Annotated in this window: 23 protein-coding genes and 2 tRNA genes; 13 read left to right on the top strand and 12 right to left on the bottom strand. The window is 68.4% G+C overall.

Annotated features, from left to right (window positions below):
* Positions 1–132 precede the first annotated feature (132 nt).
* A complete protein-coding gene (locus G7043_RS12285; RefSeq protein WP_242642107.1) occupies positions 133–1,446 on the bottom strand; it encodes a BNR-4 repeat-containing protein in 1,314 nt (437 codons plus the stop codon).
* 190 nt (positions 1,447–1,636) lie between these two features.
* On the opposite strand from G7043_RS12285, the gene G7043_RS12280 reads away from it, so the two are divergent.
* The 4 genes from G7043_RS12280 (at position 1,637) to G7043_RS12265 (ending at position 3,541) form a co-directional block, all read left to right on the top strand.
* Positions 1,637–1,807, top strand: a complete 171-nt coding sequence (locus G7043_RS12280) for an antitoxin (RefSeq protein ID WP_166045661.1) — start codon at positions 1,637–1,639, stop codon at positions 1,805–1,807.
* Positions 1,808–2,449, top strand: coding sequence for a putative glycolipid-binding domain-containing protein (locus G7043_RS12275; protein ID WP_166045660.1), 642 nt, complete (start codon positions 1,808–1,810; stop codon positions 2,447–2,449).
* An 83-nt stretch (positions 2,450–2,532) separates the two neighbouring features.
* On the top strand, positions 2,533–3,366 hold the full coding sequence (locus G7043_RS12270; RefSeq protein WP_166045659.1) for a helix-turn-helix domain-containing protein: 834 nt from the start codon (positions 2,533–2,535) through the stop codon (positions 3,364–3,366).
* A gap of 13 nt (positions 3,367–3,379) precedes the next feature.
* Positions 3,380–3,541: a DUF397 domain-containing protein gene (locus tag G7043_RS12265; RefSeq protein WP_166045658.1), complete on the top strand. Its 162-nt coding sequence runs from the start codon at positions 3,380–3,382 to the stop codon at positions 3,539–3,541.
* Here G7043_RS12265 and G7043_RS12260 read toward each other — a convergent pair.
* Positions 3,525–5,633, bottom strand: coding sequence for a S9 family peptidase (locus tag G7043_RS12260; protein WP_166045657.1), 2,109 nt, complete (start codon positions 5,631–5,633; stop codon positions 3,525–3,527). The genes G7043_RS12265 and G7043_RS12260 overlap by 17 nt on opposite strands.
* Positions 5,634–5,665: 32 nt before the next feature.
* On the bottom strand, positions 5,666–6,271 hold the full coding sequence (locus G7043_RS12255; RefSeq protein ID WP_166045656.1) for a DUF4097 family beta strand repeat-containing protein: 606 nt from the start codon (positions 6,269–6,271) through the stop codon (positions 5,666–5,668).
* 197 nt (positions 6,272–6,468) lie between these two features.
* Between G7043_RS12255 and G7043_RS12250 the strand changes: the two genes are divergently transcribed.
* Positions 6,469–7,182, top strand: coding sequence for a GbsR/MarR family transcriptional regulator (locus tag G7043_RS12250; RefSeq protein ID WP_166045655.1), 714 nt, complete (start codon positions 6,469–6,471; stop codon positions 7,180–7,182).
* On the opposite strand, the gene G7043_RS12245 is transcribed toward G7043_RS12250, so the two are convergent.
* The 6 genes from G7043_RS12245 to G7043_RS12220 all read right to left on the bottom strand — a co-directional run bounded on the left by G7043_RS12245 (position 7,179) and on the right by G7043_RS12220 (position 14,386).
* Positions 7,179–8,363 (bottom strand): thiolase family protein, encoded by a 1,185-nt coding sequence (locus G7043_RS12245; protein ID WP_166045654.1) that lies wholly within the window; start codon positions 8,361–8,363, stop codon positions 7,179–7,181. The genes G7043_RS12250 and G7043_RS12245 overlap by 4 nt on opposite strands.
* An 18-nt stretch (positions 8,364–8,381) precedes the next feature.
* Positions 8,382–10,106, bottom strand: coding sequence for a hypothetical protein (locus G7043_RS12240; RefSeq protein WP_166045653.1), 1,725 nt, complete (start codon positions 10,104–10,106; stop codon positions 8,382–8,384).
* Between the two features lie 10 nt (positions 10,107–10,116).
* On the bottom strand, positions 10,117–11,676 hold the full coding sequence (locus G7043_RS12235) for a fibronectin type III domain-containing protein (RefSeq protein ID WP_166045652.1): 1,560 nt from the start codon (positions 11,674–11,676) through the stop codon (positions 10,117–10,119).
* A gap of 9 nt (positions 11,677–11,685) precedes the next feature.
* On the bottom strand, positions 11,686–12,624 hold the full coding sequence (locus G7043_RS12230; RefSeq protein ID WP_166045651.1) for a prephenate dehydrogenase: 939 nt from the start codon (positions 12,622–12,624) through the stop codon (positions 11,686–11,688).
* A 46-nt stretch (positions 12,625–12,670) separates the two neighbouring features.
* A complete protein-coding gene (locus G7043_RS12225; protein WP_166045650.1) occupies positions 12,671–12,871 on the bottom strand; it encodes a hypothetical protein in 201 nt (66 codons plus the stop codon).
* A gap of 309 nt (positions 12,872–13,180) precedes the next feature.
* On the bottom strand, positions 13,181–14,386 hold the full coding sequence (locus tag G7043_RS12220) for a M20 metallopeptidase family protein (RefSeq protein WP_166045649.1): 1,206 nt from the start codon (positions 14,384–14,386) through the stop codon (positions 13,181–13,183).
* Positions 14,387–14,446: 60 nt separating this feature from the next.
* Here G7043_RS12220 and G7043_RS12215 point away from each other — a divergent pair, with 60 nt between their 5' ends.
* The 6 genes from G7043_RS12215 (at position 14,447) to G7043_RS12190 (ending at position 17,882) form a co-directional block, all read left to right on the top strand.
* The gene (locus G7043_RS12215; protein ID WP_207310944.1) at positions 14,447–14,935 is read left to right on the top strand and encodes a tRNA adenosine deaminase-associated protein; all 489 of its coding nucleotides are present in this window, start codon (positions 14,447–14,449) and stop codon (positions 14,933–14,935) included.
* Positions 14,936–14,949: 14 nt separating this feature from the next.
* On the top strand, positions 14,950–15,381 hold the full coding sequence (locus G7043_RS12210) for a nucleoside deaminase (RefSeq protein WP_207311107.1): 432 nt from the start codon (positions 14,950–14,952) through the stop codon (positions 15,379–15,381).
* A gap of 32 nt (positions 15,382–15,413) precedes the next feature.
* Positions 15,414–15,498 (top strand) — tRNA-Ser (locus G7043_RS12205).
* 121 nt (positions 15,499–15,619) lie between these two features.
* The gene (locus tag G7043_RS12200) at positions 15,620–16,015 is read left to right on the top strand and encodes a GntR family transcriptional regulator (RefSeq protein WP_166045648.1); all 396 of its coding nucleotides are present in this window, start codon (positions 15,620–15,622) and stop codon (positions 16,013–16,015) included.
* Entirely contained in the window at positions 16,012–16,908 is an 897-nt protein-coding gene (locus G7043_RS12195; RefSeq protein WP_166045647.1) for an ABC transporter ATP-binding protein, read from the top strand. Before G7043_RS12200 ends, G7043_RS12195 begins: the two co-directional genes overlap by 4 nt.
* On the top strand, positions 16,905–17,882 hold the full coding sequence (locus tag G7043_RS12190) for an ABC transporter permease subunit (RefSeq protein ID WP_166045646.1): 978 nt from the start codon (positions 16,905–16,907) through the stop codon (positions 17,880–17,882). Before G7043_RS12195 ends, G7043_RS12190 begins: the two co-directional genes overlap by 4 nt.
* Before the next feature lie 7 nt (positions 17,883–17,889).
* Here G7043_RS12190 and G7043_RS12185 read toward each other — a convergent pair whose 3' ends face one another.
* Positions 17,890–18,657 carry a maleylpyruvate isomerase family mycothiol-dependent enzyme gene (locus G7043_RS12185; RefSeq protein ID WP_166045645.1) on the bottom strand — a complete coding sequence of 256 codons (768 nt, stop codon included), beginning with the start codon at positions 18,655–18,657 and terminating at the stop codon, positions 17,890–17,892.
* Positions 18,658–18,856: 199 nt separating this feature from the next.
* On the opposite strand from G7043_RS12185, the gene G7043_RS12180 reads away from it, so the two are divergent.
* A complete protein-coding gene (locus tag G7043_RS12180) occupies positions 18,857–21,283 on the top strand; it encodes an endonuclease/exonuclease/phosphatase family protein (protein ID WP_313887820.1) in 2,427 nt (808 codons plus the stop codon).
* A gap of 21 nt (positions 21,284–21,304) precedes the next feature.
* On the opposite strand, the gene G7043_RS12175 is transcribed toward G7043_RS12180, so the two are convergent.
* Both G7043_RS12175 and G7043_RS12170 read right to left on the bottom strand, forming a co-directional pair.
* On the bottom strand, positions 21,305–21,940 hold the full coding sequence (locus G7043_RS12175; RefSeq protein ID WP_166045644.1) for a GOLPH3/VPS74 family protein: 636 nt from the start codon (positions 21,938–21,940) through the stop codon (positions 21,305–21,307).
* Between the two features lie 141 nt (positions 21,941–22,081).
* Positions 22,082–22,166, bottom strand: a tRNA-Ser gene (locus G7043_RS12170).
* 130 nt (positions 22,167–22,296) lie between these two features.
* Here G7043_RS12170 and G7043_RS12165 point away from each other — a divergent pair.
* A complete protein-coding gene (locus G7043_RS12165) occupies positions 22,297–22,635 on the top strand; it encodes a YciI family protein (protein ID WP_166045643.1) in 339 nt (112 codons plus the stop codon).
* Positions 22,636–22,642 lie beyond the last annotated feature (7 nt).

Here is a 22,642-nt window from a genome sequence, read left to right as displayed (position 1 = left end):
TAATCAGCACCCCGTAGACGAACGCCCCCAGGATCCGCGCCGATCCTGGGGGCGTTTGCCGTTCCGCTGCTCGCTGGGACGCACGCGGGGCCCTCTCGTACTGTGTGTCAGTACGAAAGCGCCCCGCGTGCGTTAACGGCGGGCGAGGCCGGCGACGCTGATGTCGCCGTCGGCGATGGCGACGTCCCGGTTGGAGGATGCGCCGGAGAAGATCGCCCGCGCCGGGTCGCGGAAGTTCTCCACGATCTCGACGCGCTGCACCGGCTTGGCCGTCGGGATCACGGCCTCCGGCGTCCACGTGCGACCGAACCGCACCAGGTAGGTGTTCACGTTCGGCTTGCCGTCCTCAGTGGCGTAGACGCGCCAGGTGAACGGGTCGACCGGTTCCATCTCACGGGTGCGCAGCCCCCGCGCGACTTCCTCGGTCTCCCACGCGCGGCCGTTCCAAGTGGACAGGTAGTTGCGCAGCGGCCCCTTGTCCGGGTCGCCCATGAACCACAGCAGGAACGGCCGGCCCAGCGTCGTGCCGACGAGCTGGATGTAGTCGGGGGACTTCACGTTGTTCGGCAGGGTCAGCGGGGTCTCCGCGACCTTCAGGTGCTTCTCCTGGTCGGCGTCGTCGATCTGGGTGCCCAGATCCTTGCCGGACGCCGAGTAGAAGTGACGGTTGTGAGGGTCGAACCACGCGTAGTAGATGTTGCGGTGGTACCGGTCGTGCAGATGTCCTTCAGTGCCACCACCCGCGAGCGTGTAGACGATCCGCACGCGGCCGTTGTCCTCCTGCCGCAGCTGACCGATGTAGATCTCGTTCATGTTGTCCGCGCGGGCCGTCGAACCGATCGCGAACCGGTCGCCGGTCAGTTCCGTGGAGGTCTTCCACGTCTTGCCGTTGTCCTTGGACACCACGTAGAGCATCGGACGCGTGTCCGTCGGGAACGTGGGGTCGAGGTCGCGGGACGTCTCGCGGTAGAAGACGTAGATCGTGCCGTCGCGGGTGACGAACGGCATCGGGTACGTGGCCGCGTTCTTCGAGATCAGCGTCTCTTCCCAGACCCCGTCGGCCGAGTGGGCCTGGGGTGAACGAGACATCCGCAGCTCGACGTTGTGCATGCCGCGGAAGATGAGCAGGTGCCCGTCCTCGGCCTGAACCATGGTCGGGTAGTTGTGCGCGTCCTTGTCCCCGTCCGCGATCCGGTTGGGCGCGGACCAGGTGGATTTGCGGTGGTCGTACGTCTGGACGTAGCTGTCCTCGTACTGCCCGGCCCAAGAGATGAAGGTCTTGCCGACTTTGCGGTCGTAGACCCCACCGGCGACCGGTCGCCGGTCACTGCGAGCCGCGACGTTCGTGGCCGTCGTCGTCACCGCGAACTTCGCTTTCCCCTGAGCATCGGCCGTGGCGTGGGCCGAAGGGACCGCGACGAGCGGCAACAGCAGTACAGCGGACATAACTCCACGCAGGAGCCGTGTCATGTGGCGTGTCCTCCTGGTTCTGGCCGCGAGAGCGGCCGACCAGGCGGCGGCAGGGGACATCCTCGTTTCGCAGAGCCGACTTGTCCAGGCGGAGTTAGCGTGATCGTCGGCTATCAACACGCGGGCCCTACTCGGGTACTCTGCGTCAGAAGCGGAGGAGCACCACATGAACTTCGACGAGATCAAGAACAAGGCCCTGGACCTGGCTCAAGAGCACCACGAGCAGGTCGACAAGGGCGTGGACGCCGCGGCGGACTTCGTCGCAGGCAAGTTCGGTCACGACGAGCAGGTCGACTCGGTTGCCGAGAAGATCAAGGACATCCTTCCAGGTGGATGAGTGAACTCCTTCAACACCACTGACGCCGGGCGGGTCACCTCCACGGGAGAGACCCGCTCTCCTTCTGCCCGCAAGCCAGAGATGATCACCTGGCAGGGCCTCCACGAGCCGCGCCTGGAACAGGTCCGCCTGCTCCTGACGAACAGCCCACGCCTGCGCGCCTCCGGCCGCATGGTCGCCACCGGCCCGACCGAGCAGTTCAGCGCCTCGTTCGAGGTCTCCGTCGACGAGAGCGGCCAGGTCAACAGGCTGCTGCTGCGCACAGCCACCGTCCTGGAAGAGCGCCAGTGCTCTCTGTCGAGGACCGAGGACGGCGCCTGGCTGGTCGACCACGGCCAGGGCGCCAAGCGCGAGACGTTCAACGGTGCGCTGGACGTCGACGTCCAGTTCGCGGTGCTGTTCAACACCATCCCGATCAGGCGCCTCGACCTGCACCGCGAGGAGGGCGAGTTCGACCTCCCCGTCGTGTGGGTGTCGCTGCCCGAACTGACGGTGAAGGCCGTGACGCAGTCCTACAAGACGGTGTCCGTCGGGGACGACGTCTCGGTGGTGCGGTTCAAGAGCGGCGGGTTCGAGCAGAACATCAAGGTCGACTCCAACGGCCTCGTCGTCGACTACCCGTTGATCTCGAAGCGGATTTAGAAAGCTTCCAAGAAGTACTTCCTTCGTGGCGAGTCGCATCCAAACGATGGATGCGACGGGCCCCGGGCTTCTAGCGTCCGACCATGCCGAAACGATTCTCGAGCGTGGTGGGGCGCTCCTTCGGTGATGGCGTCCGCGACGCCATCCATTCCGCCGGTTTGACCCAGGTCAAGGTTGCCGAGCTGCTCGGCTGGGAGCAGGCCAAGGTCTCCGACCTGGTCAACGGCAAGGGCGGGGTCACCGAAGTCGAGCTCGCCATGTTGCTAGGCCTCTGCGGCGTGAAACCGGACGAGGCGCGACGGTTGTTCGCCCTGTACAGGGAGACGCGCGAAAAGGGCTACCTCCAGTTCGACGAGGGAGGCCTGCTCAGTCCCCTGCGCACTCTGATCGAGCAGGAGCAACTTGCCACCAAGCTCGCCATCTGGTCGTTGACGCTCATCCCTGGCCTCCTGCAGACGCCCGCCTACATCCGAGCTGTCTCCAAGGGCGGGATAGTTCTCACGGAACGTCACGATCTCGAAGCCGCCATCAGGATGAAGCTGGAGCGGCAAGCGGTCTTCCACCGCAGCCGGACGTTCGTGTTCTACGTGCACGAACATGCGCTCCGCCTGCCCGTTGGAGGTGAGGCCGTGATGAAAGAGCAGTTGTTTCACATCCTGGCGATGACAGTGCGGCCGTACATCACGGTCCGAGTCGTACCCATCTCGGTCGGTGCGCACGCTGGTTCCGCCGGTTCGTTCGTGCGGCTGGGGTACGAGAAGTTCGAGCCGGTGATCTACCTCGAAGGTGAGCGGACCGGCCTTTTCCTGGAGGACAAAAACAGCCTGGCCTACTACGACGAAGTGTTGAAGGCGCTCGATGGGCTGGCCTTGGATGAGGAACAATCGAGGGAGCTGATCACCAGCATCGTGTCCTGAGGAGGCGCCGGGGATGTTGACGTGGCGGAAGAGCAGCTACAGCCAAGCGTCCAGTGACTGCGTCGAAGTTGGTCGCGGCATCGGCATCCGGGACAGCAAGGCGCCGACCACGCATCTGCCCCTCTCGGACAAGGCGTGGTCGGCGTTCCTCACCGAGGTCAAAGCATCTCGCTGAGCACCTCCGGGTCGATCAGGATCGGCGCGGGCCGGTAAGCCGGCGGCTCGACTCCCATGAGCGAGCGCACGAGGAAGTCCCAGCAGCGCGTCCGCACATAAGCGATCCGGTCGATGAACAGGTGCTCGGCGCCCGGCACGATCAGCATCTCGAAGTCCTTGCCGGCCGAGATCAACGCGTCCGCCAGTCCCAGCGCGTGGTCGACGTGGACCGTGTCGTCCAACTCGCCGTGCACGATCAGCAGCTTGCCTTCCAACCTGTCCGCGATCTCGGCGTTCGAAGCACGCTCCCACGCCGATGGGTTGTCGGCGCCGTCGCACGACTCAGCCCAGCCCAAACCGATGTGCCGGGCGTCGTGCGAGCCGGACATCGCCACACCGGCGTGAAAGCTCTCGGGGAAGGCGAGCATCGCCCGTCCCGCAGCGAAACCACCGCCGGAATGGCCCATGATGCCGACCCGCGAGAGGTCCATCCACGGACGCGAAGCCGCCAGCTGCTGCAGCGCCGCGACGTGGTCTTCCAGGCTTCCCGCGTCGGACAACCGGCCGTACGACACGTCCAGGAAGGCCTTCGAACGGCCCGGGGTGCCGCGTCCGTCGAGTGCGACCACCACGAAGCCGAGTGCTGCCAACGGTTCCGCGTCCATGCCCATGCCGCCGGGGTCGAAGCACGGGTCGACCCTGGTGACCTGCGGGCCGGGATAGACGCTGTCCACCACCGCATAACTCTGCGACGGGTCGAATCCCCGCGGCTTGTAGAGCACGCCGTAGATGTCGGTGACGCCGTCCGCCGCCTTGACGCAGAAGCGTTCCGGGGCGGTCCAGCCCGTTGCGAGCAGTCGCGTGATGTCAGCCTGTTCCAACGACACCAGCTCGCGGCCGGACCAGTCGCGAACGGCGGTCACCGGCGGCGTGTCCACAGTGGACGCCGAGTCGACGAAGTACCGGCCGTTCGGCGCCACCGTGACGACGTGGTCCAGCGAGTCGTCGGTGACGACCGCGAAACCGGTGCCGTCCAAGGCGACCCGGCAGACCGTGCGGCGGTACGGGTCTTCAGCGACCAGACCAGAAGCCGTGAAGTACACGACGCCGTCGGAGACGTGCAGGATCTCGCGCACCAGCCACTGGCCGGAGGTGACCTGACCGAGAAGCTGGCCGGTGTGCAGGTCGTAGCGGTAGAGGTGGCCCCAGCCGTCGCGCTGCGAGAACCACAGCACCTCGCTCTCCAGCACGCGGACGATCGGTAGGCCGTACATGAACTGGTTGGGGCCCACGCGGTTCGAACCGGTCTCGCTGAGCACGACCCGCACCTCGCCGGTGCGGGCGTCCATCCGGTTCAGGGTGAGGGTGTGCTGGTCACGGGTGCGGCGGAGGAAGTAGACCGCCGAGCTGTCCTCGGACCACCACGCCCAGCCGGCCATGAGCGGCGAGAACTCCGGCATGAGCAGCGGTTCGGTCTGCGCGAAGACCGTGGTTCCCTCGGCTACGTCGAACACGACCAGTTCCGCGAGTGGCATGGACTCGTCACCGGGGTAGGCGTAGCGCTGGGTGTGCACTCGGGGCGCGCTGCCGTCGGCGGGGCGGGATTCCAGCAGGTGGGTCTGCCGGACGTCGCGCTGATCGGTGCGGTGGGCCAGCACCTTCGTCGAGTCGGGGGACCAGGCCAGCGCGGGCGGCATGTGCGGCAGGCCGAACTTCTGCATCAGCGTGGGGTAGCTCGTGGCGTCCGGGCCGTAGCCGTAACCGTGGTCCTCCACGCCGTCGGTGGTCAGCGCCCACTCGCGGTCGCCGGACCGGGCCCAGAGGTCGTGGCCGCGGCGGGACACCGCGACCTTGCCGTCGGGGGAGGGCACCTCCAGCGGGTTGCCCGGAGGCGCGATGAACGGCATGGGGTCGAAGTCTGGCGTGCGAGTGCCGGCGTCCGGGTCGACGACGATGAACTGACGGTCGGCGCCGTCGCGGACCTGGTACCAGAAACGGGCGCCCCCGTCGATCCACTGTGGACGGACCTTGTCCCCGATCACGAGCTCGCCAGGGCTGGCGGAGCGGCGGAGGAGTTGTTCTGCGGCCTGGTAGTTGTCGGCGGTGCTCATGGTGGTTTTCTCCCCAGTTCTTCGGAAAGTTGTCAGAGGCTGCGGGCGGTGATGTCGCCGTACGAGGTGGTGGCCTGGATGTGCAGGTCGGTCGTGCCGTCGTTCTTGAGCGAGTTGTGCACACGGCCGTAGGAGGTGCCGGCGTCCATGGAGGCGGAGAGACCGGCGGCGACGCCGACCGTGATGTCGCCCTTCTGGGTGCTGATCTCCGCGGAACCGGTGAGGCGGCCGACGGTGACGTCACCGGCCTGGGTGCTCACCCGGACGCTCGCGGCCTCGTCGATCTTGATGTCGCTCTGGGTGGCCTCGAAGGCGATGTCACCGAGTCGTCCGACGCCGCGGAACTCGGCGGCGGCCGCCGTCGCCTCGACGCGAGAACCGGCGGGCAGCTGGACGGTGATCTCGACGGATCCGGAGGCGCCGAGGAGCTGGTTCTTCACCTTGGTGCTGATCCGCAGGACGCCGTCGGCGAACGCGACCTCGGTCTCCTCGGCGGCCTTCGCGTCGCGGCTCTTCGCGGCGTTCGAGGGGCGGACCTCGACGGCGGTGTCGGTGCGGTCCGTGGCGATGAACTGGATGAGGCCCGCGGGGACGTCGAGGACGGTGGTGATGGGGGCGGTGGTGGTGAAGGTCTGCATCTCTGGCTCCTGTAGCTCGTTGTTTCTGATGTCCAGAAAGCTACGTTGCGTTCATAGAACCCATCAACAAGCTTGTTGCGCACAAGTCGGATAATCGCAGATCAAGGCACGCGAAGTGTTGCAATGGAGTGTAAATTCAACGCAACGATCAAGTTGTTGCGTTGCAATGGGATGGAGGTGAAAGCTATGCTCCGGGCATGCCAGGAGGCCGACTGACCCAGCAGGAGCGCCGGCAGATCGCCATCGGCCTGGCCGACGGCCTCGCCTACGCGGAGATCGCCCGTGCGCTCGACCGACCCACTTCGACGGTCACGCGCGAGGTGATGCGCAACGGCGGTCCGGCCGGGTACAAGGCCGATCTCGCCCACCTCGCGACCGAACGCCGTGCGCAGCGGCGCAAGCAGGCCGCGCCCCGAGGCCGTCAGCCGGTCGAACGGGCCGACGGCCGCGATCCGGAGGCCGTGCGGGAGTTCGAGGAGGCGTTTTCCGCGATCTTCATGGCCCAGGGCCTGCCCAAGATGACGGCCAGGGCGCTCGCCAGCCTGTACGCGACCGACTCCGGCAGCCTCAGCGCGTCAGAACTGGTCAACCACCTGCAGGTCAGCCCGGCGTCGGTCTCGAAGGCGATGTCGTACCTGGAGAGCCAGGGCCTGATCGGCCGCGTGCGCGACGAACGCCGCCGCGAGCGTTACGTCGTCGACGAGGGCGACATCTGGTACCAGTCGATGATCGCCAGCGCTGCCGGGACGTCCAAGCTCGCCGAGGCGGCACGGCAGGGTGTGGGCGTCCTCGGCTCCGGCACTCAGGCGGGCGACCGCCTGGAGAACATCTCGCGGTTCCTCGACTTCGTGTCCGAGAGCATCGTCCGGGCCGCCGAACAAGCGCGGGACATCTTGCACCCCAAGGGTTAGACGCGGACCGCGACCGCCACTCCCTGGCCGACGCCCACACACGCGGCCGCGATACCCACGCCACCACCACGTGCGCGCAGGTGCCGGGCCACGTCGATGATCACGCGCGGCATCGACGCGCCGAGCGGGTGGCCGTAAGCGATCGCGCCGCCGTGCACGTTGACCTTCTCGCGGTCGATCTCCGGCAGGTGGTGCAGCACTGACAGCGCCATGGCGGCGAACGCCTCGTTGATTTCCCACAGGTCGATCTGAGCGGCTTCGAGGTGCAGGCGCTTCAACAACTTCCGGATCGCCGACACCGGCGCGATCGTGAACCGGTGCGGCTCCTCGCCGGTGGTCGCGGAGCCCAGCACCTCACCGAGCGGCTCGACGCCCAGTTCGGCCGCGATCGCTTCCGTGCCAAGGAGAGCGGCGAGCGCGCCGTCGTTCAGCGGCGACGCGTTGCCCGCGGTCACCGACCCGTTCTCGGAGAACGCGGGCTTCAACTTGCCGAGCTTCTCGATGCTCGTGTCCGCGCGCACGTTCTCGTCGCGACGCACGGCCGTGCCGTCCGGAAGCTGCACAGGGAACGCGAAACCCTCGTGTACGCCCGCATCCCAGGCCGCCGCCGCACGTCGGTGCGAACGCAACGCGAAAGTGTCCATCTGATCCCGTGTGATGCCCAATTCGTGAGCGACGTTCTCGGCAGCCAACCCCAACGGCACGGTGTACCGCTTCGGCATGCGCGGGTTCACCAGCCGCCAGCCGAGCGCCGTCGACACGGTCTCCATCCGGTCCGGGAAGGCCTTGTCCGGCCTGGCCGTCACGAACGGCGCGCGTGACATCCCTTCAACGCCACCGGCAACGATCAGATCGGCATCTCCGGCAGCCAACGCCCGCGCGCCCTGGATGATCGACTCGCCGCCCGACGCGCACAGCCGGTTCAGCGTCACGCCCGGCACCGACACCGGCAGACCCGCCAGGATCGCAGCCATGCGGGCCACGTTGCGGTTGTCCTCGCCCGCGCCGTTCGCGTCACCCAGCAGCACGTCGTCGATCCGGGCCAGGTCGAGGCCCGGATAGCGGCGCAGCAGGTCGACGATGGGCAGCGCGGCGAGGTCGTCCACCCGGATGCCGGACAGCCCTCCCCGATACCTGCCGAACGGCGTGCGGGCGGCGTCGATGATCAGTGCGCGGGCCATGTGCCCATCTTGCGCCAATCACGGCTTGAGCAAAAAGGGAACGTAACCCGTCTCGGGGTGCACCCCTGAATCGGTGCTGAAGGCCTTCACCTCGACGGCGTGCGCGCCCGCGGCCATCGACCCCGTGTTGAGTGAAATCCGCCACCGGCCTGCGGCGCCGGGGCCGTCGGCGGTGGTCGGCACGGTCGCGACGTGGGTGCCGTCGAGCCGGACCTCGAACCCGGCGAGGCCCGCCACGGCCGCGTCGAGGGCGTTGATGCGCACCTCCAGGACCACCCGGCCGCGGTTGAAGGCGGCGCCGTTCTCGATGGGCTGCCCGCTGGCGTCCAGGACCTCCAGGACGGGGTCGCCGAGCGTCGACCTGGCCTCGATCAGCGGGGTGCCGGACTGGCGTTGCGCCACGCTCTTGGGTCCGGTCAGCTCGACGTCGGTGTGGGTGACCTGGACGCGTTCGGTGGTCACCAGCTGGACGTTGAGGTTGTCGGTGAAAGCCTCTTTGGGCAGGTCGGCGACGGCAGGGTACTCCGCGCCGGCCTTCCAGGGCGTGCCCTCGACGGCCGGCCGCAAGGGCACCTCGACGCCGTTGATCCGCACGGCCGTGACCGGAGGACTCTCTCGCGCCGGGATCATCGCGATGCGCAGCTGACCTGACTTGACGTCCTGAATCGGGTGGGTACTCGTGCTGGCGGGGCCGTCCACGCGGACCTGCGGCGTGGGGACGGCGGGCGGCGCGTCGGCCTTGGCGGTCCGGTAGCCGATCAGGTCGATGCCCGCGCGGATCCGGTCGCCGGCCAGCGCCGCGACGCCGACCAGGGCCGTTGCCTCACGCCACGGCGGCACGAACGGCGAGGTGGCGACGACGTCGCCGTCCCGGACGAGCTGTGTGCCGTTCTTCGTGAGCACCAACTCCCAGCGCACGGTCACGCCCGGCACGGTGGGAGGGAGAGCCTTGGTGCTGATGCCGTCCGGGACGAGCTCGACGATCGAGTTGCCGGACGCGTCGGTGGAGATCGAAGCGCGGATCGCGCCCGGCAGCACCGGCTCGCCCTGGACGCTGACCGGTCCCGGCACGAGGTCGAGCAGCAGCCTTCCGCCGGTGCTCGGGGCGTCCGTCTCGATCACGATCCGGCTGTCGTCGTCGCCGCGGACGAACGGCGTGCGGGACCTCAGCGTGACGGCACGGGTGCCGCAGCTGCTGCTGATCACGAGCCGGTCGTGGTCGTCCTCGTCGCCGGAGGTCGCGCGGGCGCAGTCGGTGCGCTTGGTGAGGCGCCAGCGTTGCAGGTCGGGCTCGGCGGGGCTGTCGAAGCGGTCGACGAACGTGTACGGGGCGTTGTCCGCGCGCGGCGTCGCCTTGATCCGGGCGGGCTGGGAGCGTTGGCCGAACGAGTCGACCCCGCGGATCTCGATCTGCTGCTCCTGGTCGTTCGCCAGGCCGTTGAGCTGGGTGCCGGGCCTGGTGACGAGCTTGGTCCGCGCACCCCACCGCACCTCGTACGCGGGGGCGTCGCCGGACCAGTTGAGCTGGATCTTGTGGTGCCCGCCGCGCGCGACGACGCCTGCGGGGGTGCTCGGGCGGCTCTGGGGGCTCGGCACGAGCACCTGTTCCGCGACGAACGGCTTGAGCTTCGTCGGCGGCGGGGGAGCGGTGGGCAGGCCGGAGTCGCTCCCGCCGGTGTCGCGCAACATGATCACGCCGACCACCAGCGCGAGGCCTGCGGCAGCGAAGGCGACCCGCTTCATAGCGGTCACGCTAAGGCGTTTTGCCCAGCTCGAACACGGTTTCGGTGATAACGGGTTCGCCATGGTCCGCCGGAAGGACGCAGAGTTTGAGCCGAGCGTTCGCCCCCGGCGTCAGGGCCGAGGTGTCGAGCCAGAACTCGTGCCTGCCGGGCACTCCCGGACCCTGCTCGTTCGTGGGCAGCGCGACGATCCGCTTGCCGTCGAGTTCGAGCTCGATGCCCCGGTGCCCGATGGCGTTGATCTCGGCCGTGATGAGGACGCGACCCTTGGGGGACAACGGTTGCGGGGGCCTGGTGCCGTCCTCGTGCATGACGTGCAGCCGCGGCCCGCCGGTTTTGATGCCACCGGGCCGGTTCGCGAGCTTCGGCAGGGTGCCGGGGCGGCTTTCGGGCTTGCGGATGACCACGAGCTGGGCCGGAGCCGCGACCGCGATCCTCTTCTCGCCGACCGGAAGTTCGACGACCCGCACCTGGTTGCCGGCTTCCGGCGTGACGATCTTCGCCGCGACCGCGTCCTGCGGCACCTCGGTGTTCGGCGACAACGGGATGACCTCGGTGGGCACCACCCGTTCCGGCACGCCACCGACGCCGAACGAGTCGAGGAACCCGCCACCGTCGATGCGGATCCGCGGGTGCACCAGTTGTGTCTTGATCGCCACGGCCTCGTACGCGACCACCACACCGTCGCGGAGCGCGATCACCGCGTCCGGCAGCACCCGCATCTCCCACCGGTGCCGCACGCCCGCGACGAGCCCGGTCATCGGCGAGTCGCCCAGCGCGACCTGCTTGTCGGTGCGGGGCAGGTCGGGGTCGGCGATGATCCGCGTGCCCTGGGTCGTGATGTCGAGGCTGACCGCGCCGCGCGGCAGGGCCTCGGTCTCCTTCAGGTACTGCCACGGGTCCGGCAGCATCGTCAGCCGCACGTGACTCGACTCGACGGCACCCGCGACGCTGATGATCGCCCGCCCGATCGCGCCGTCACTCGCCGGAACGCCGAACCTGACGGGCGTGTTCGACTGGAACGCCGCCATCGAGCAGTCGACGTCGACGCGCTTGCTCGGCCCGAACGGCCGCAGCCCGAGGCACTCCGGTTCCGCCTCGATCCGCCACCTGCGCGGATCCAGCGACTCGGGGCCGTCGAACCGGTCCGTCTGGCCGACGAGCAGGTCGTCCCACTTGTCGTTGTAGAGGTCCTTGGGCGTCGCGGCGATCGTGAGCGGCTCGGACCGCTTGCCGGTCGCACTGACCGCGCGGACCTCGACCTCGGTCTGCTGGTCGGGGTTCAGCCCGGCGAGCTCCACCTCGGGTCCGGGCACGAGCTGCTCGTTGCCGTTCCAGCGCACCTCGTACGCCGGCGCCGAGCCGTTCCACGCGATCTGCAGCGCGTCCGCGTCCAGCGCCTGAGCCCGCGGGTTGGCCGGTTTCATCGGCTCCTGCTGCTGCACGACCTCGACGTTCTTGTCGATCTCGCGCTTCAACGTGTCGGGTGCGTCGCCGATCCTGAGTGCCACCACGGCGGCGATGACGAGCGCGAGTCCACCGAGCCCACCGGCGAGCGTCCGTCGATCCACCCGGCGACCCTACGACGTTTCCGCTTCGGCGGTGCTGCCGTTCAGCCCAACCACACGTCCGCCGCGCGACCCCAGGTTCCGCAGCGCGGCCAGTGCACCCGGCTTGGTCAGGTCGATCGTTATGCGGGTCCGCTGCGGCTGGTTGACCAGCGTGTTCCTGCCTTCGTGCCCCGCCTCGATGGTCTTGGCGAGCCCACCTGTGGACGCCAGCGACCCGCGTGCCGCGCCGAGCCTGCCGAGCGCGTCGTCGACGGCCATCAGCAGCGCGTCCCGGTTCCCCTCGCACATCGCCCGGACGAGCTCGGGCCTGCTGCCCGCGACCCGAGTGCCATCTCCGAAGCTGCCCGCCGCGAGGGCCATCGCGAGCGGCCCGCCATCGGCCCCGACCGCCGCCAGGATCGCCGCCATGATGTGCGGCAGATGACTGATCCGCGCCACGGCCTCGTCGTGCTCCTCAGGCGTGGTCGGCACGACGTGGGCGCCGAGATCGAGCGCCAGCTGCATCACGTCGTTGAGGTGGTCGTCCGCCTCCTCGGGCGTGACGACCCAGGCAGCACCCTGGAAGAGGGTTTCCGACCCCGCGTCCCAACCGCTCCTGCTGGTGCCGGCCATCGGATGTCCGCCGACGAAGCGCGCCTGCGGCGCGTACCGGTGCACGGCGTCGTGGACGGGCCCCTTCACGCTGGTCACGTCGGTGAGGCGGGTTCTGGCGGGCACCTTGCGCAGCAGATCCGGGAGCGCGGGCAGCGGCACGGCGAGGACGACGAGCGCCTCGGGGTCGCGGCTGAGGGCCTCGTCCACCGTCGTGATGTCGAAGCCCTCAGCGCGTGCCCGGTCCGCGTCTTCCCTGCTCGCGGTCGCACCCCACACCGTGCGCCCGGCAGCCTTGGCGGCCCGCAGCACGGAGCCGCCGATCAGTCCCAGTCCGATCACGCACACGTCTCGCACTCGCCCATCATTCCGTGCGACCCGTGCTCGGACGAACCGCGCCTGGTCAGGCGCTGGTGGTGAGGCGTCGCAGGACCACTAAAGCGCCCTGCCAGCTGACCTTGGTCACAACGACGGTGCCGGCCAGCGTGGTGAGGGTGATCAGAAGCGCCGAATGAGGTTCCTGGCCACGCTCGATCAACCACCCGGTGAAGCCGAAGGTCATCGCCACCAGCAGGGCGTGCGCGAGCGTGAATGGTTGTGCCACAGCACTTCTCCACAAAGTCAGACTGATTGCGTCGAGTGTTCAACGCGGGATTCGGCGAATCTTGGCACGCGGCCCTTGAAGGCGGCAATGTCCTGGTTGCCCGATCCCTCGATCGAGTGTGTGGACAACTGTTCATCGGCATGTCTGACGTGCAAGAGCTTTGTGTTTAGGCATGCAGAAGGCGGTTCACCAAAAACCGCACTTTGGTTAACGAAGAATTTCGTCGCTAAAACCTTGTCCACAAGCGAGCTTTGCCTGGAATTTATGTGGTAACGGCCGGCTGTCGTCGGCCGTTACCACATAAATGCGCTACCGGAGGGCGTCCAGCGCGAACGCCGCGTACGTCGCCACCCCGTGCTCCATCGCCGCCTCGTCGAACAGCACCCGGTTCGAGTGGTTCGGCGCGGCCTCCTCCAGATCGATCCCGCGCGGGCACGCCCCGAGGAACGCCAACGCGCCCGGCACCTTCTGCAGCACGTAGGAGAAGTCCTCGGCACCCATCAGCGGGTCCTGCATCGGCTCGCTCCAGGACGGCCCCATCGCCTTCGCCGCGAGTTCCACCACGTGCGTGCCGACCTCGTCGTCGTTCACCGTCACCGGGTAACCCGGCACGATGCTGACCTCGGCGTGGCACCCGTAGGCGGCGGCCGTGTGCTTCACGACCTGCTTGAGCTCCTTGTGCACCTGCTTGCGGGTGAGCTCGGACAACGTCCTGATCGTCCCGTCGAGCGTGGCGACCTCGGGGATGATGTTCGTCGTCGTGCCGGCCTTGATCTGCGCGACCGTCACCACGGCCGGCTGGTGCACGCTGATCCGCCGCCCGAGCATCGTCTGGATCGCGCCGACCATCGCCGCGGCGGCCGGTACCGGGTCCAGGGCGTTGTGCGGCATCGCGCCGTGTCCGCCGCGGCCCTTCACGTGGATGTGGAACGTGTCCGCGCTGGCCATGATCGGGCCTGGCCGCGTGGTCACCACGCCGGACTTGGTCGTGGACGTGATGTGCAGCGCGAACGCCTTTTCCACGCCGTCGTCCAGCAGGCCTTCCTCGATCATGTACCGGGCGCCGTGGTAGCCCTCCTCGCCCGGCTGGAACATGAACAGCACCTTGCCCCGCAGCGCGTCCCGGCGGTCGGCGAGAAGCCGTGCGGACGACGCGAGCATCGCAACGTGCGTGTCGTGCCCACAGGCGTGCATGTTGCCGTCCACTTCGGACGCGTAAGGCAGCCCGGTGTCCTCCTGGAGCGGCAACCCGTCCATGTCGCCGCGCAGGAGCACGGTCGGCCCCGGCCGTTCGCCTTCGAGCACCGCCACGACCGAGGTCGTCGACTCGCCCTTCGTGACCTTGAGCGGCAGACCCTCCAACGCGTGCAGGATCGCCGCCTGCGTCTTCGGGTTCTGAAGCCCCTGTTCAGGGTGGCGGTGGATCTGCCTGCGCAGCGCCACCGTGCGGGGCTGCAGCGAGCGCGCCCCCTCGAGCAGTCCGGCGAGCCGTGGGTCCGACGTTGTTGTGCTCATCTATCGATGGTGCCACCACCTCAGCTACCGGGAAGGTCGTCTGGGCCCTACGGTGTGCACATGACACAGCAGGAGCCGGTCAACGGCTTCGCGGTCGCGGTCGTCCGAGAGGACGGCCGCTGGCGGTGCAGCAGGATGGACAGCTCCGCGCTGTCGGAGCTGGACGCGGCGATCACACAGCTGCGCCAACTACGGTCGACCGGCGCCGTGTTCGGGCTCCTGGCCGTCGACGACGAGTTCTTCATCATCCTGCGCCCGGTCCCAGGAGGCGTGGCCCTGCTGCTCTCCGACGCGGCCGCCGCCCTCGACTACGACATCGCCGCGGACGTCCTGGACCTCCTGCGCGTCGAACCGCCGGACGAGGAGGACACCGAGATCTGGCCCGAGGGCGACCTGGGCGTGCTGTCCGACCTCGGCATGCCCTCGCACGAGCTCCAGATCATCGTCGACGAGGAAGACCTCTACCCGGACGAGCAGCTCCAGATGATCGCCCAGCGCATCGGGTTCATCGACGAGTTCACCAAGCTGCTCGACACGATCCAGGCGTGATCTCCTCAGACGACATGATCCGCACGGCGATCCGTGCGGCTGCCGGCGCGGGCGCGGACGTGCCGATCGGCGCCGTGGTCTTCTCACCTTCGGGTGAGGTCCTGGCCGAGGCCTGCAACGCGCGTGAGGCGCTCGGCGACCCGACCGCGCACGCCGAGATCCTCGCGCTGCGGGCAGCGGCCGCGAAGTTCGGCGACGGCTGGCGGCTCGACGGCTGCACCCTCGCCGTGACGCTCGAACCGTGCACGATGTGCGCCGGCGCGTTGGTGCTCGCGCGTGTTTCGCGTCTCGTCTTCGGCGCCTGGGAGCCCAAAACCGGCGCGGTGGGCTCGCTTTGGGACGTCGTGCGCGACCGCCGGCTCAACCATCGGCCAGAGGTGCAGGGCGGTGTGCTCGAGTCGGAGTGCGCTGACCTGCTCGAACGCTTCTTCCGGACCCAGCGTTAACCCCCTGGATCCGGCTGTGTATTGTTCTTACCGGTGGCGTGTCCGAGCGGCCGAAGGAGCACGCCTCGAAAGCGTGTGAGGTGCAAGCCTCCGTGGGTTCAAATCCCACCGCCACCGCTCAGAAGGGCCCCGGATCTCTCCGGGGCCCTTTTTGCATGCCCGGAAACCTTCTGACCCTTGTCGCGAGCTGATCTTTACTGCTTTACTAGCTGCCTAGTAAAGCAGTAAAGGGGACCTCATGTTCGTCTTCCGGATCGACAGTCGCTCCGGCGTGCCGCCCTACCTGCAGCTCGTCCAGCAGGTGCGTCAGGGCGTGTTGCTCGGCTTCCTGCGGAACGGCGACCGGCTGCCGTTGATCCGCGAGGTGGCCGAGTCGGTGGCGATCAACCCGAACACGGTGGCCAAGGCCTATCGCCAGCTGGAGCAGGAAGGCCTGGTCACCGGGCGTCCGGGGCAGGGCACCTTCGTCAACGAGACCGCGGCCGCCACGATCTCGCCCGCGACCTACACCTCGTTGCAACGCGGTCTGGAGGCGTGGATGGGCCGTGCGCGGGCCGCCGGCCTCGACGAGCAGGCGATCAGCGCGCTTTTCACTTCCGCCCTCAACCAAGCGAAGAATGAGAACATCGCATGACAGCGACCGAGTACGCGCTCCGGACCGACGGCCTGGGCAAGCGCTATCGCAAGGTGTGGGCGCTGCGGGACTGCTCGCTGGCCGTCCCGGCCGGCCGGGTCACCGCGCTCGTCGGACCCAACGGCGCGGGCAAGAGCACCTTCCTGCGCCTGGTGGTGGGGCTGCTCGCGCCGACCACCGGCAGTGTCGAGGTGCTCGGCGAGTCTCCCGCCACCAACACCCCGCAGGTGTTGTCCCGCATCGGGTTCCTCGCTCAGGACCACCCTCTCTACAAGCACTTCACCGTCGCGGAACTGCTGCGCCTCGGCCGCTCCTGCAACCCGCGCTTCGACCAGGGCCTGGCCGAACGGCGGCTGGCGCAGCTGGAGATCCCGCTCGACCGCAAGGCCGGTGCGCTCTCCGGCGGTCAGCAGGCCCAGGTCGCGTTGGCGTTGGCGCTGGCCAAGCGGCCCGACCTGCTCGTGCTGGACGAACCCATGGCGAGTCTTGACCCCGTTGCTCGCTTGGAGTTCCTCCAAGCGTTGATGGGCGCGGTCGCCGCGGACGGCATGACCGTGTTGTTCTCCTCTCACGTCGTGCCCGAGCTGGAACGCGTCTGCGACCACCTGATCGTGCTCAACCACAGCAGGGTCACGCTCGCCGGCGACATCGACTCGCTGGTGGACGAACACCGGCTGCTCGTCGGTCCGCGTACGACCGGTGATCTCGGCAGGGCGGGCACGGTCGTGGAGGCCACGCACAGCGAGCGGCACACGACGTTGCTCGTGCGCGACGGCGGACTGCCGGCGGCTCCCGGCTGGCAGGCGAGTCCGGTCGGCCTCGAGGACCTGGTGCTGGCCTACCTGCGCCGGCCCGCGCGCAACGACGTCGAACTGGCGGAGGTGTCGGCATGACCTGGCTGACCTGGCGGCAACACCGCGCCGAGATGTACACGCTCGGCCTGTTGGTCGCGGCGATCGCTGTCTTCCTGCTCGCCGTCGGACTGCCGTTGCACTCGTTGTTCCCCAACGGTGCAAGTCAGTGCCTGGGCATCGACGTCACCGAGGCGTGCTCGACCGCGATCAGGCGGTTGAACGAAGAGCACGGGTACGCCTCCAAGATGCTGAACCTGTTCAGCCTGGTGCCGTTCCTGATCGGCGCGTTCTTCGGCGCACCGCTGGTGGCCCGCGAAATGGAGGCGGGCACCTGGCAGTTCGCCTGGACCCAGTCCGTGCCGAGGATGCGCTGGCTCGCGGTCAAACTCGGGGCGCTGGGCCTCGCGGCAGCGTTGTTCGCCGGCATCTTCGCGGCCGTCGTCACGTGGTACCGGCAGCCGATGGACGTGCTCGACGGCCGGTTCGGGGCCGACGCGTTCGACGTGGAAGGGCTCGCTCCCGCGGGGTACGCCCTGTTCGCGTTCGCCGTCGCCACGGCGGCGGGCGCGGTGTTGCGTCGCAGCCTGCCCGCACTCGCGGTCGCGCTCGGTGCCTTCCTCGCGGTTCGCGTCTTCGTCGGGGGTTGGCTGCGGCCGAACTACCAGGAACCGCAACGTCTCGTGGAACTCGTGGCCGCCGGTGACCCCGCCGACCCCGGCAATCCGCGGATGTCGACCGGTTCCGCCGCCGACTGGACCATCGCCACGGGTTACCTGGACTCGTCCGGCCGCCCGCTCTCGCTCTACGACGCCGTGACGATGTACTCGGCCGCGGAGAAGGAGGGCGTGAAGTTCAGCGCGTACCTCCACGAGCGGGGCGTCCAGCAGTGGGTCGAGTACCAACCGACCGGCCGGTTCTGGACGTTCCAGCTCGCGGAGACCGCCATCTTCGTCGGCCTGGCGGCGGCGCTGCTCGCGTTCGTCGTGTGGCGGTTCAAGCGCCGCGTCTTCTGAGCGAGGTTCAGAAGCGCACCCGGTCCAGGAACAGGTCGAGCAGCTCCGCGTCACCGAACACCTCGAGCCCGTCCACCGGCCGGCGCCGGTAAACCGCCAGCACCAGCTCCACGACCGGCCCGCGCAACGCCACCGCGGCCTTCTCGTGCCCCTGCCGCACCACGGGAGCGGCGCCCGTGAGATCGATCACGAACTCCGCTTCGCAATCGGTCGCGTGCAGGTGCACGGAACGGCCTGGCCCGAGCAGGGGAGCGGTCTCGGCAGGCCACCGCATGAACGCGTAAGGCAGCGCCAGGGCGGTCCACTCCGAGAGCGTGTCCCTGGCGACCTCCGCATCGAGATCAAAGGCCACACCCAGCGCGTTCGTCACGTCCCAGCGGTGCATGACGGTCTCGTGCGTCATCCGGCGCGACCACGCCCGCGGGCCGGGGTGGCCGCCGAGCGTCGCGATCATGAGATCCGGATCGACGGCCAGCAGCGCCTCCGACAACGACGCGGCGCCCTCCAACAGCCACGGGACGACGTCGGAGACCTGCTCACCGACGTACGAGGCCAGCTGCTGGGCGCCGTTGCGGTCGTACGGGATCTCCGTGACTCGCTCGCGGATCATCAGGTCCGCCCAGCGGTGGGCGTGGCCGACGTGGCGAACCAGCTGGTTCAGCGTCCAGTCCGGCGTGGTCGGCACGGCGATCGAGAGGTCGGCGCCGTCCAGTGACGACGCGAGCAGTGCGGTCTGGTCGATGATCTCGGCGCAACGGCGCTCGTAGTCCAACATGCCCCAAACGTAGGGACGCTGACCGACGCCTGGGAGGGGACCGCCGGTCAGCGTTCCGAAATCGAGCATACACCATGATCGAACACTTGTTCGAGTGATCATTGATGGGCCAACTGGTTAACCGTTAGTAACAACGCCTTCCAAACGCCACCCGATCGAGGAAAGATGCGTCGATCCGCCGCATCCCCTGGAGGAAGTTTTGAGACCCACCCTGCCCGGCGTCGGGACAGCGGTGGCGGCGCTCGTGTTCGCCGCCGTCCCCGCCGTTGCCGCACCCAGCTCCGACGCGCTGATCTCCGAGGTCTACGGAGGCGGCGGCAACTCCGGCGCCACGCTCAAGCAGGACTTCGTCGAGCTCGCCAACAAGAGCGCCTCGGCGATCAGCCTGGACGGCTACAGCGTCCAGTACATCTCGGCCACGCCCGGCGCGACCACGCAGTGGAGTGTGACCCCGCTCGCCGGTTCGATCGCGCCCGGCAAGACGTTCCTCGTCGCCGAGGCCAAGGGCACCGGCGGCACCGTCGACCTGCCGGCCCCGGACGTCGTCGGCACCATCGCCATGGGCGGCACCAACGGCACCATCGCACTGGTCAACGGCACCGAGGCGCTCACCTGCAAGACGGCCGCCGACTGCGCCGCCGACTCGCGCGTCAAGGACCTCGTCGGCTTCGGCACCGCGGTCGTGCGCGAGGGCACCGCGACCGGCGCCCTGAGCAACACCACCTCGGCGTCCCGCAAGACCGGGCTCGCCGACACCGACGACAACGGCGCCGACTTCACGGTCGGCAACCCGACCCCGACCAACTCCAAGGGCGAGACCCCGGGCGGCGGCAACCCGGATCCCGACCCGGACCCCGTGCCCGGCGACAAGCGCATCCACGACATCCAGGGCGTCACGCGCATCTCGCCGTTGCTCGGCCAGAAGGTCACCAACGTCCCCGGCGTCGTCACCGGCACGCGCGCCACGGGTGACCGCGGCTTCTGGATCCAGGACGTCACGGGTCAGGACAGCGACCCGCGCACCAGCGAGGGTGTCTTCGTCTACACGGCCGGCACCGCGCCGACCGTCGCCGTCGGCGACAACGTGCTGGTCAGCGGCACGATCGCGGAGTACCGGCCGGGTGGCGGCTCGAAGCAGACCCTCACCGAGATCACCGTGCCCACCACGATCACGTTGTCCAAGGGCAACCCGGTCCCGGCGCCGGTGCTCGTCAAGAACCTGCCGCAGGGCTACCTGCCCGCGCCGGGCGGCGACATCGAGCAACTGCCGCTGGAGCCGCAGACCTACGCCCTCGACCTCCTCGAGTCGCTCGAAGGAACGCTCGTCCAGGTCGACGACGTCCGCGTGGTCGGCCCGAGCACCGAGTTCGGCGAGGTCTGGGTCACGATCAACCCGAACCAGCACCCCACCGTCCGCGGCGGCACCATCTACACCGGCTACGACCAGCCGAACAACGGCCGGCTGAAGATCAAGGCCACGCCGCTGCCCGTGTCGAACGTCGGCGACGTCTACGCCGGCGCGACCGTGGGAGCCATCGAGTACACGGACTTCGGCGGCTACACCCTGGCCGCGCTGAAGCTCGGTCAGCACGTCTCGTCCAACCTGCAGCGCGAGATCACCGCGCAGCAGAAGGAGAGCGAGCTGTCGGTCGCGACCTACAACGTCGAGAACCTCGACCCGGCCGACGCGCAGGCCAAGTTCGACCGGCTCGCGGACGGCGTGGTGACCAACCTGCGCAGCCCTGATGTCGTTGTGCTGGAAGAGATCCAGGACAACAACGGCACGGTCAACGACGGCACGGTGGCCGCGGACCAGACGTTGCAGAAGTTCACCGACGCGATCGTCGCCAAGGGCGGCCCGCGCTACCAGTGGCGGCAGATCGACCCGGAGAACGGCAAGGACGGCGGTCAGCCGGGCGGCAACATCCGCGTCGGCTTCTTCTTCAACCCGCAGCGCGTGTCCTTCGTGGACCGTCCGGGTGGCGACTTCAAGACCCCGGTCGAGGTCGTCAAGAAGCACGGTCGCGCCGCGCTTTCCGTGTCACCGGGCCGGATCGATCCGCTGAACGACGCGTGGCAGGACAGCCGCAAGCCGCTCGCCGGTGAGTTCAAGTTCCGGGGCCGCACGGTGTTCGTGGTCGCGAACCACTTCGCCTCCAAGGGCGGGGACGACGCCATGCACGGCCGCACCCAGCCGCCGAACCGCTCCTCCGAGGTGCAGCGCGTCAAGCAGGCCGCTGCGCTCAAGGCGTTCACCGAGCAGATCCGCGCGATCGACAAGGGCGCCAACGTCGTCCTCGCCGGCGACCTGAACGACTACCAGTTCTCGCCCGCGCTGAAGACGTTGACCGGTGACGGCAACCTCAAGGCGCTCATCGAGACGCTGCCGGTGAACGAGCGGTACAGCTACGTTTTCGAGGGCAACTCGCAGACGCTCGACCACCTCGTGCTGAGCAAGAACATCACCCGCTTCGGCTACGACGTGGTGCGCATCAACGCCGAGTTCTCCGACCAGGCGAGCGACCACGACCCGCAGATCGTCCGCGCCCGCCCGTCCACGGGTGACGCGAACATCGACAAGATCGTGTTCGCGCTCGAGGACATCCTCGACTGCCTGAAGAAGTAACCACGGCTCGCCGCCGCCGCGTCACTCTCCTGACGCGGCGGCGCTGGCCGCGGCCGTCACCCCGGCCTGAATCGCTTCCACCGCACGGCGAACGGCGTCTCCCGCCCAGTTCCCCCGCGCGATCTCCTTGGCCCGCTTCCTGATCTCGCGCTTGTCGCCCACGAACACCTTGTGCACGGCGTCCACCGCGTACAGCAGCGTGATCAACGAACCGATGTGCGCATCGGCCCCGCGATACCCGTGCACGACCTCGCCGACCGCCTTGCGCAGCTTCTCCGCCGCTGCTTCGTCGACGATCGGATAGCTCTTCGCCGGGAAGATCCCGAGCACCTTCCGCGGCTCGACCCTGATGACCGAGTGGTCCCGCAGCTGCCCGATCACGTTGTTCCACAAGCGCTTCCGGACGCGTTCGACCGCGGACTGCGGGCGCAGCGGCTTGGTCAGCCGGCCGAGAGCCTCGTTCAGCACCAGGTCGTTCAACGGGGTCGGATCGACGACTCGCAGTTTTTTGCCGTTCGGCTCGAACGCGACGCGCCCCGAGTTCACCAGCTCGACGAGCACGGCACCCGCGAGCGCGTTCTCCGCCGACGTCGAACCGATCCGCACACGGCCGCTCCGCTGGTCGATGAGCAGCAACATCAGGTCTCCGGGCAGCATGAAAGAACGGTAGGTGCCGCTGTGGTCCCGGGAATCCGACTTTCGTATCAGCTCGACGCCACCGACGTCGCGGCCACCGTGAGCTCGTAACGCCGGAAGGGCGCCGACTCCTGCGAGTCGGCGCCCTTCCGGTGAAGAGAGCGGAGGATACGGGATTTGAACCCGTGAGGGGGTGAACCCAACACGATTTCCAGTCGTGCGCACTAGGCCGCTATGCGAATCCTCCGTGGAGAACCTTACCGGACGGGTGTTCCGGGACCCAAAACGGGGGTCTCCGGGAAAACTTCTGAGGTCTGTGTCGATCTGGCGGGTGCCCGCTCGTCGTGATCCCGTAAGACCGACCGAGGAGGACAATCGTGAAGTACATGCTGTTGATCTACGCGGCCTCTGACCAGCAGGCGAGCTGCACCGTCGAGGACTGGATCGCCTACGAGAAGGAGATGAAGGACGCGGGTGTCCTGGTCTCCGGCCACTCGCTCGCCGACCTGGTCACGGCGACCACCGTCCAGGTGGGACCCGACGGCCGCAGGACCGTGACGGACGGTCCGTTCGCCGAGACCCGTGAAGTACTGGGCGGCTACGACATCATCGACGTGCCGGACCTCGACGCGGCGCTGGAGTGGGCGGCGAAGTGCCCCGGTTCGCGTGACGGCGGGGCGGTCGTCGTGCGGCCGATCGCGGAATTCGACTTCTGAGTCCTGC

Source organism: Lentzea alba (assembly GCF_011067745.1).
Classification (GTDB): Bacteria; Actinomycetota; Actinomycetes; order Mycobacteriales; family Pseudonocardiaceae; genus Lentzea; species Lentzea alba.
This window is presented reverse-complemented; position numbering and strand designations above follow the sequence as displayed.

Coding starts and splice junctions, on each gene's coding strand:
- G7043_RS12285 (WP_242642107.1), bottom strand. CDS start 1,446: ATGTCCGCTGTACTGCTGTTGCCGCTCGTCGCGGTCCCTTCGGCCCAC.
- G7043_RS12280 (WP_166045661.1), top strand. CDS start 1,637: ATGAACTTCGACGAGATCAAGAACAAGGCCCTGGACCTGGCTCAAGAG.
- G7043_RS12270 (WP_166045659.1), top strand. CDS start 2,533: ATGCCGAAACGATTCTCGAGCGTGGTGGGGCGCTCCTTCGGTGATGGC.
- G7043_RS12265 (WP_166045658.1), top strand. CDS start 3,380: ATGTTGACGTGGCGGAAGAGCAGCTACAGCCAAGCGTCCAGTGACTGC.
- G7043_RS12260 (WP_166045657.1), bottom strand. CDS start 5,633: ATGAGCACCGCCGACAACTACCAGGCCGCAGAACAACTCCTCCGCCGC.
- G7043_RS12255 (WP_166045656.1), bottom strand. CDS start 6,271: ATGCAGACCTTCACCACCACCGCCCCCATCACCACCGTCCTCGACGTC.
- G7043_RS12250 (WP_166045655.1), top strand. CDS start 6,469: ATGCCAGGAGGCCGACTGACCCAGCAGGAGCGCCGGCAGATCGCCATC.
- G7043_RS12245 (WP_166045654.1), bottom strand. CDS start 8,363: ATGGCCCGCGCACTGATCATCGACGCCGCCCGCACGCCGTTCGGCAGG.
- G7043_RS12240 (WP_166045653.1), bottom strand. CDS start 10,106: ATGAAGCGGGTCGCCTTCGCTGCCGCAGGCCTCGCGCTGGTGGTCGGC.
- G7043_RS12220 (WP_166045649.1), bottom strand. CDS start 14,386: ATGAGCACAACAACGTCGGACCCACGGCTCGCCGGACTGCTCGAGGGG.
- G7043_RS12215 (WP_207310944.1), top strand. CDS start 14,447: ATGACACAGCAGGAGCCGGTCAACGGCTTCGCGGTCGCGGTCGTCCGA.
- G7043_RS12210 (WP_207311107.1), top strand. CDS start 14,950: ATGATCCGCACGGCGATCCGTGCGGCTGCCGGCGCGGGCGCGGACGTG.
- G7043_RS12200 (WP_166045648.1), top strand. CDS start 15,620: ATGTTCGTCTTCCGGATCGACAGTCGCTCCGGCGTGCCGCCCTACCTG.
- G7043_RS12195 (WP_166045647.1), top strand. CDS start 16,012: ATGACAGCGACCGAGTACGCGCTCCGGACCGACGGCCTGGGCAAGCGC.
- G7043_RS12190 (WP_166045646.1), top strand. CDS start 16,905: ATGACCTGGCTGACCTGGCGGCAACACCGCGCCGAGATGTACACGCTC.
- G7043_RS12185 (WP_166045645.1), bottom strand. CDS start 18,657: ATGTTGGACTACGAGCGCCGTTGCGCCGAGATCATCGACCAGACCGCA.
- G7043_RS12175 (WP_166045644.1), bottom strand. CDS start 21,940: ATGCTGCCCGGAGACCTGATGTTGCTGCTCATCGACCAGCGGAGCGGC.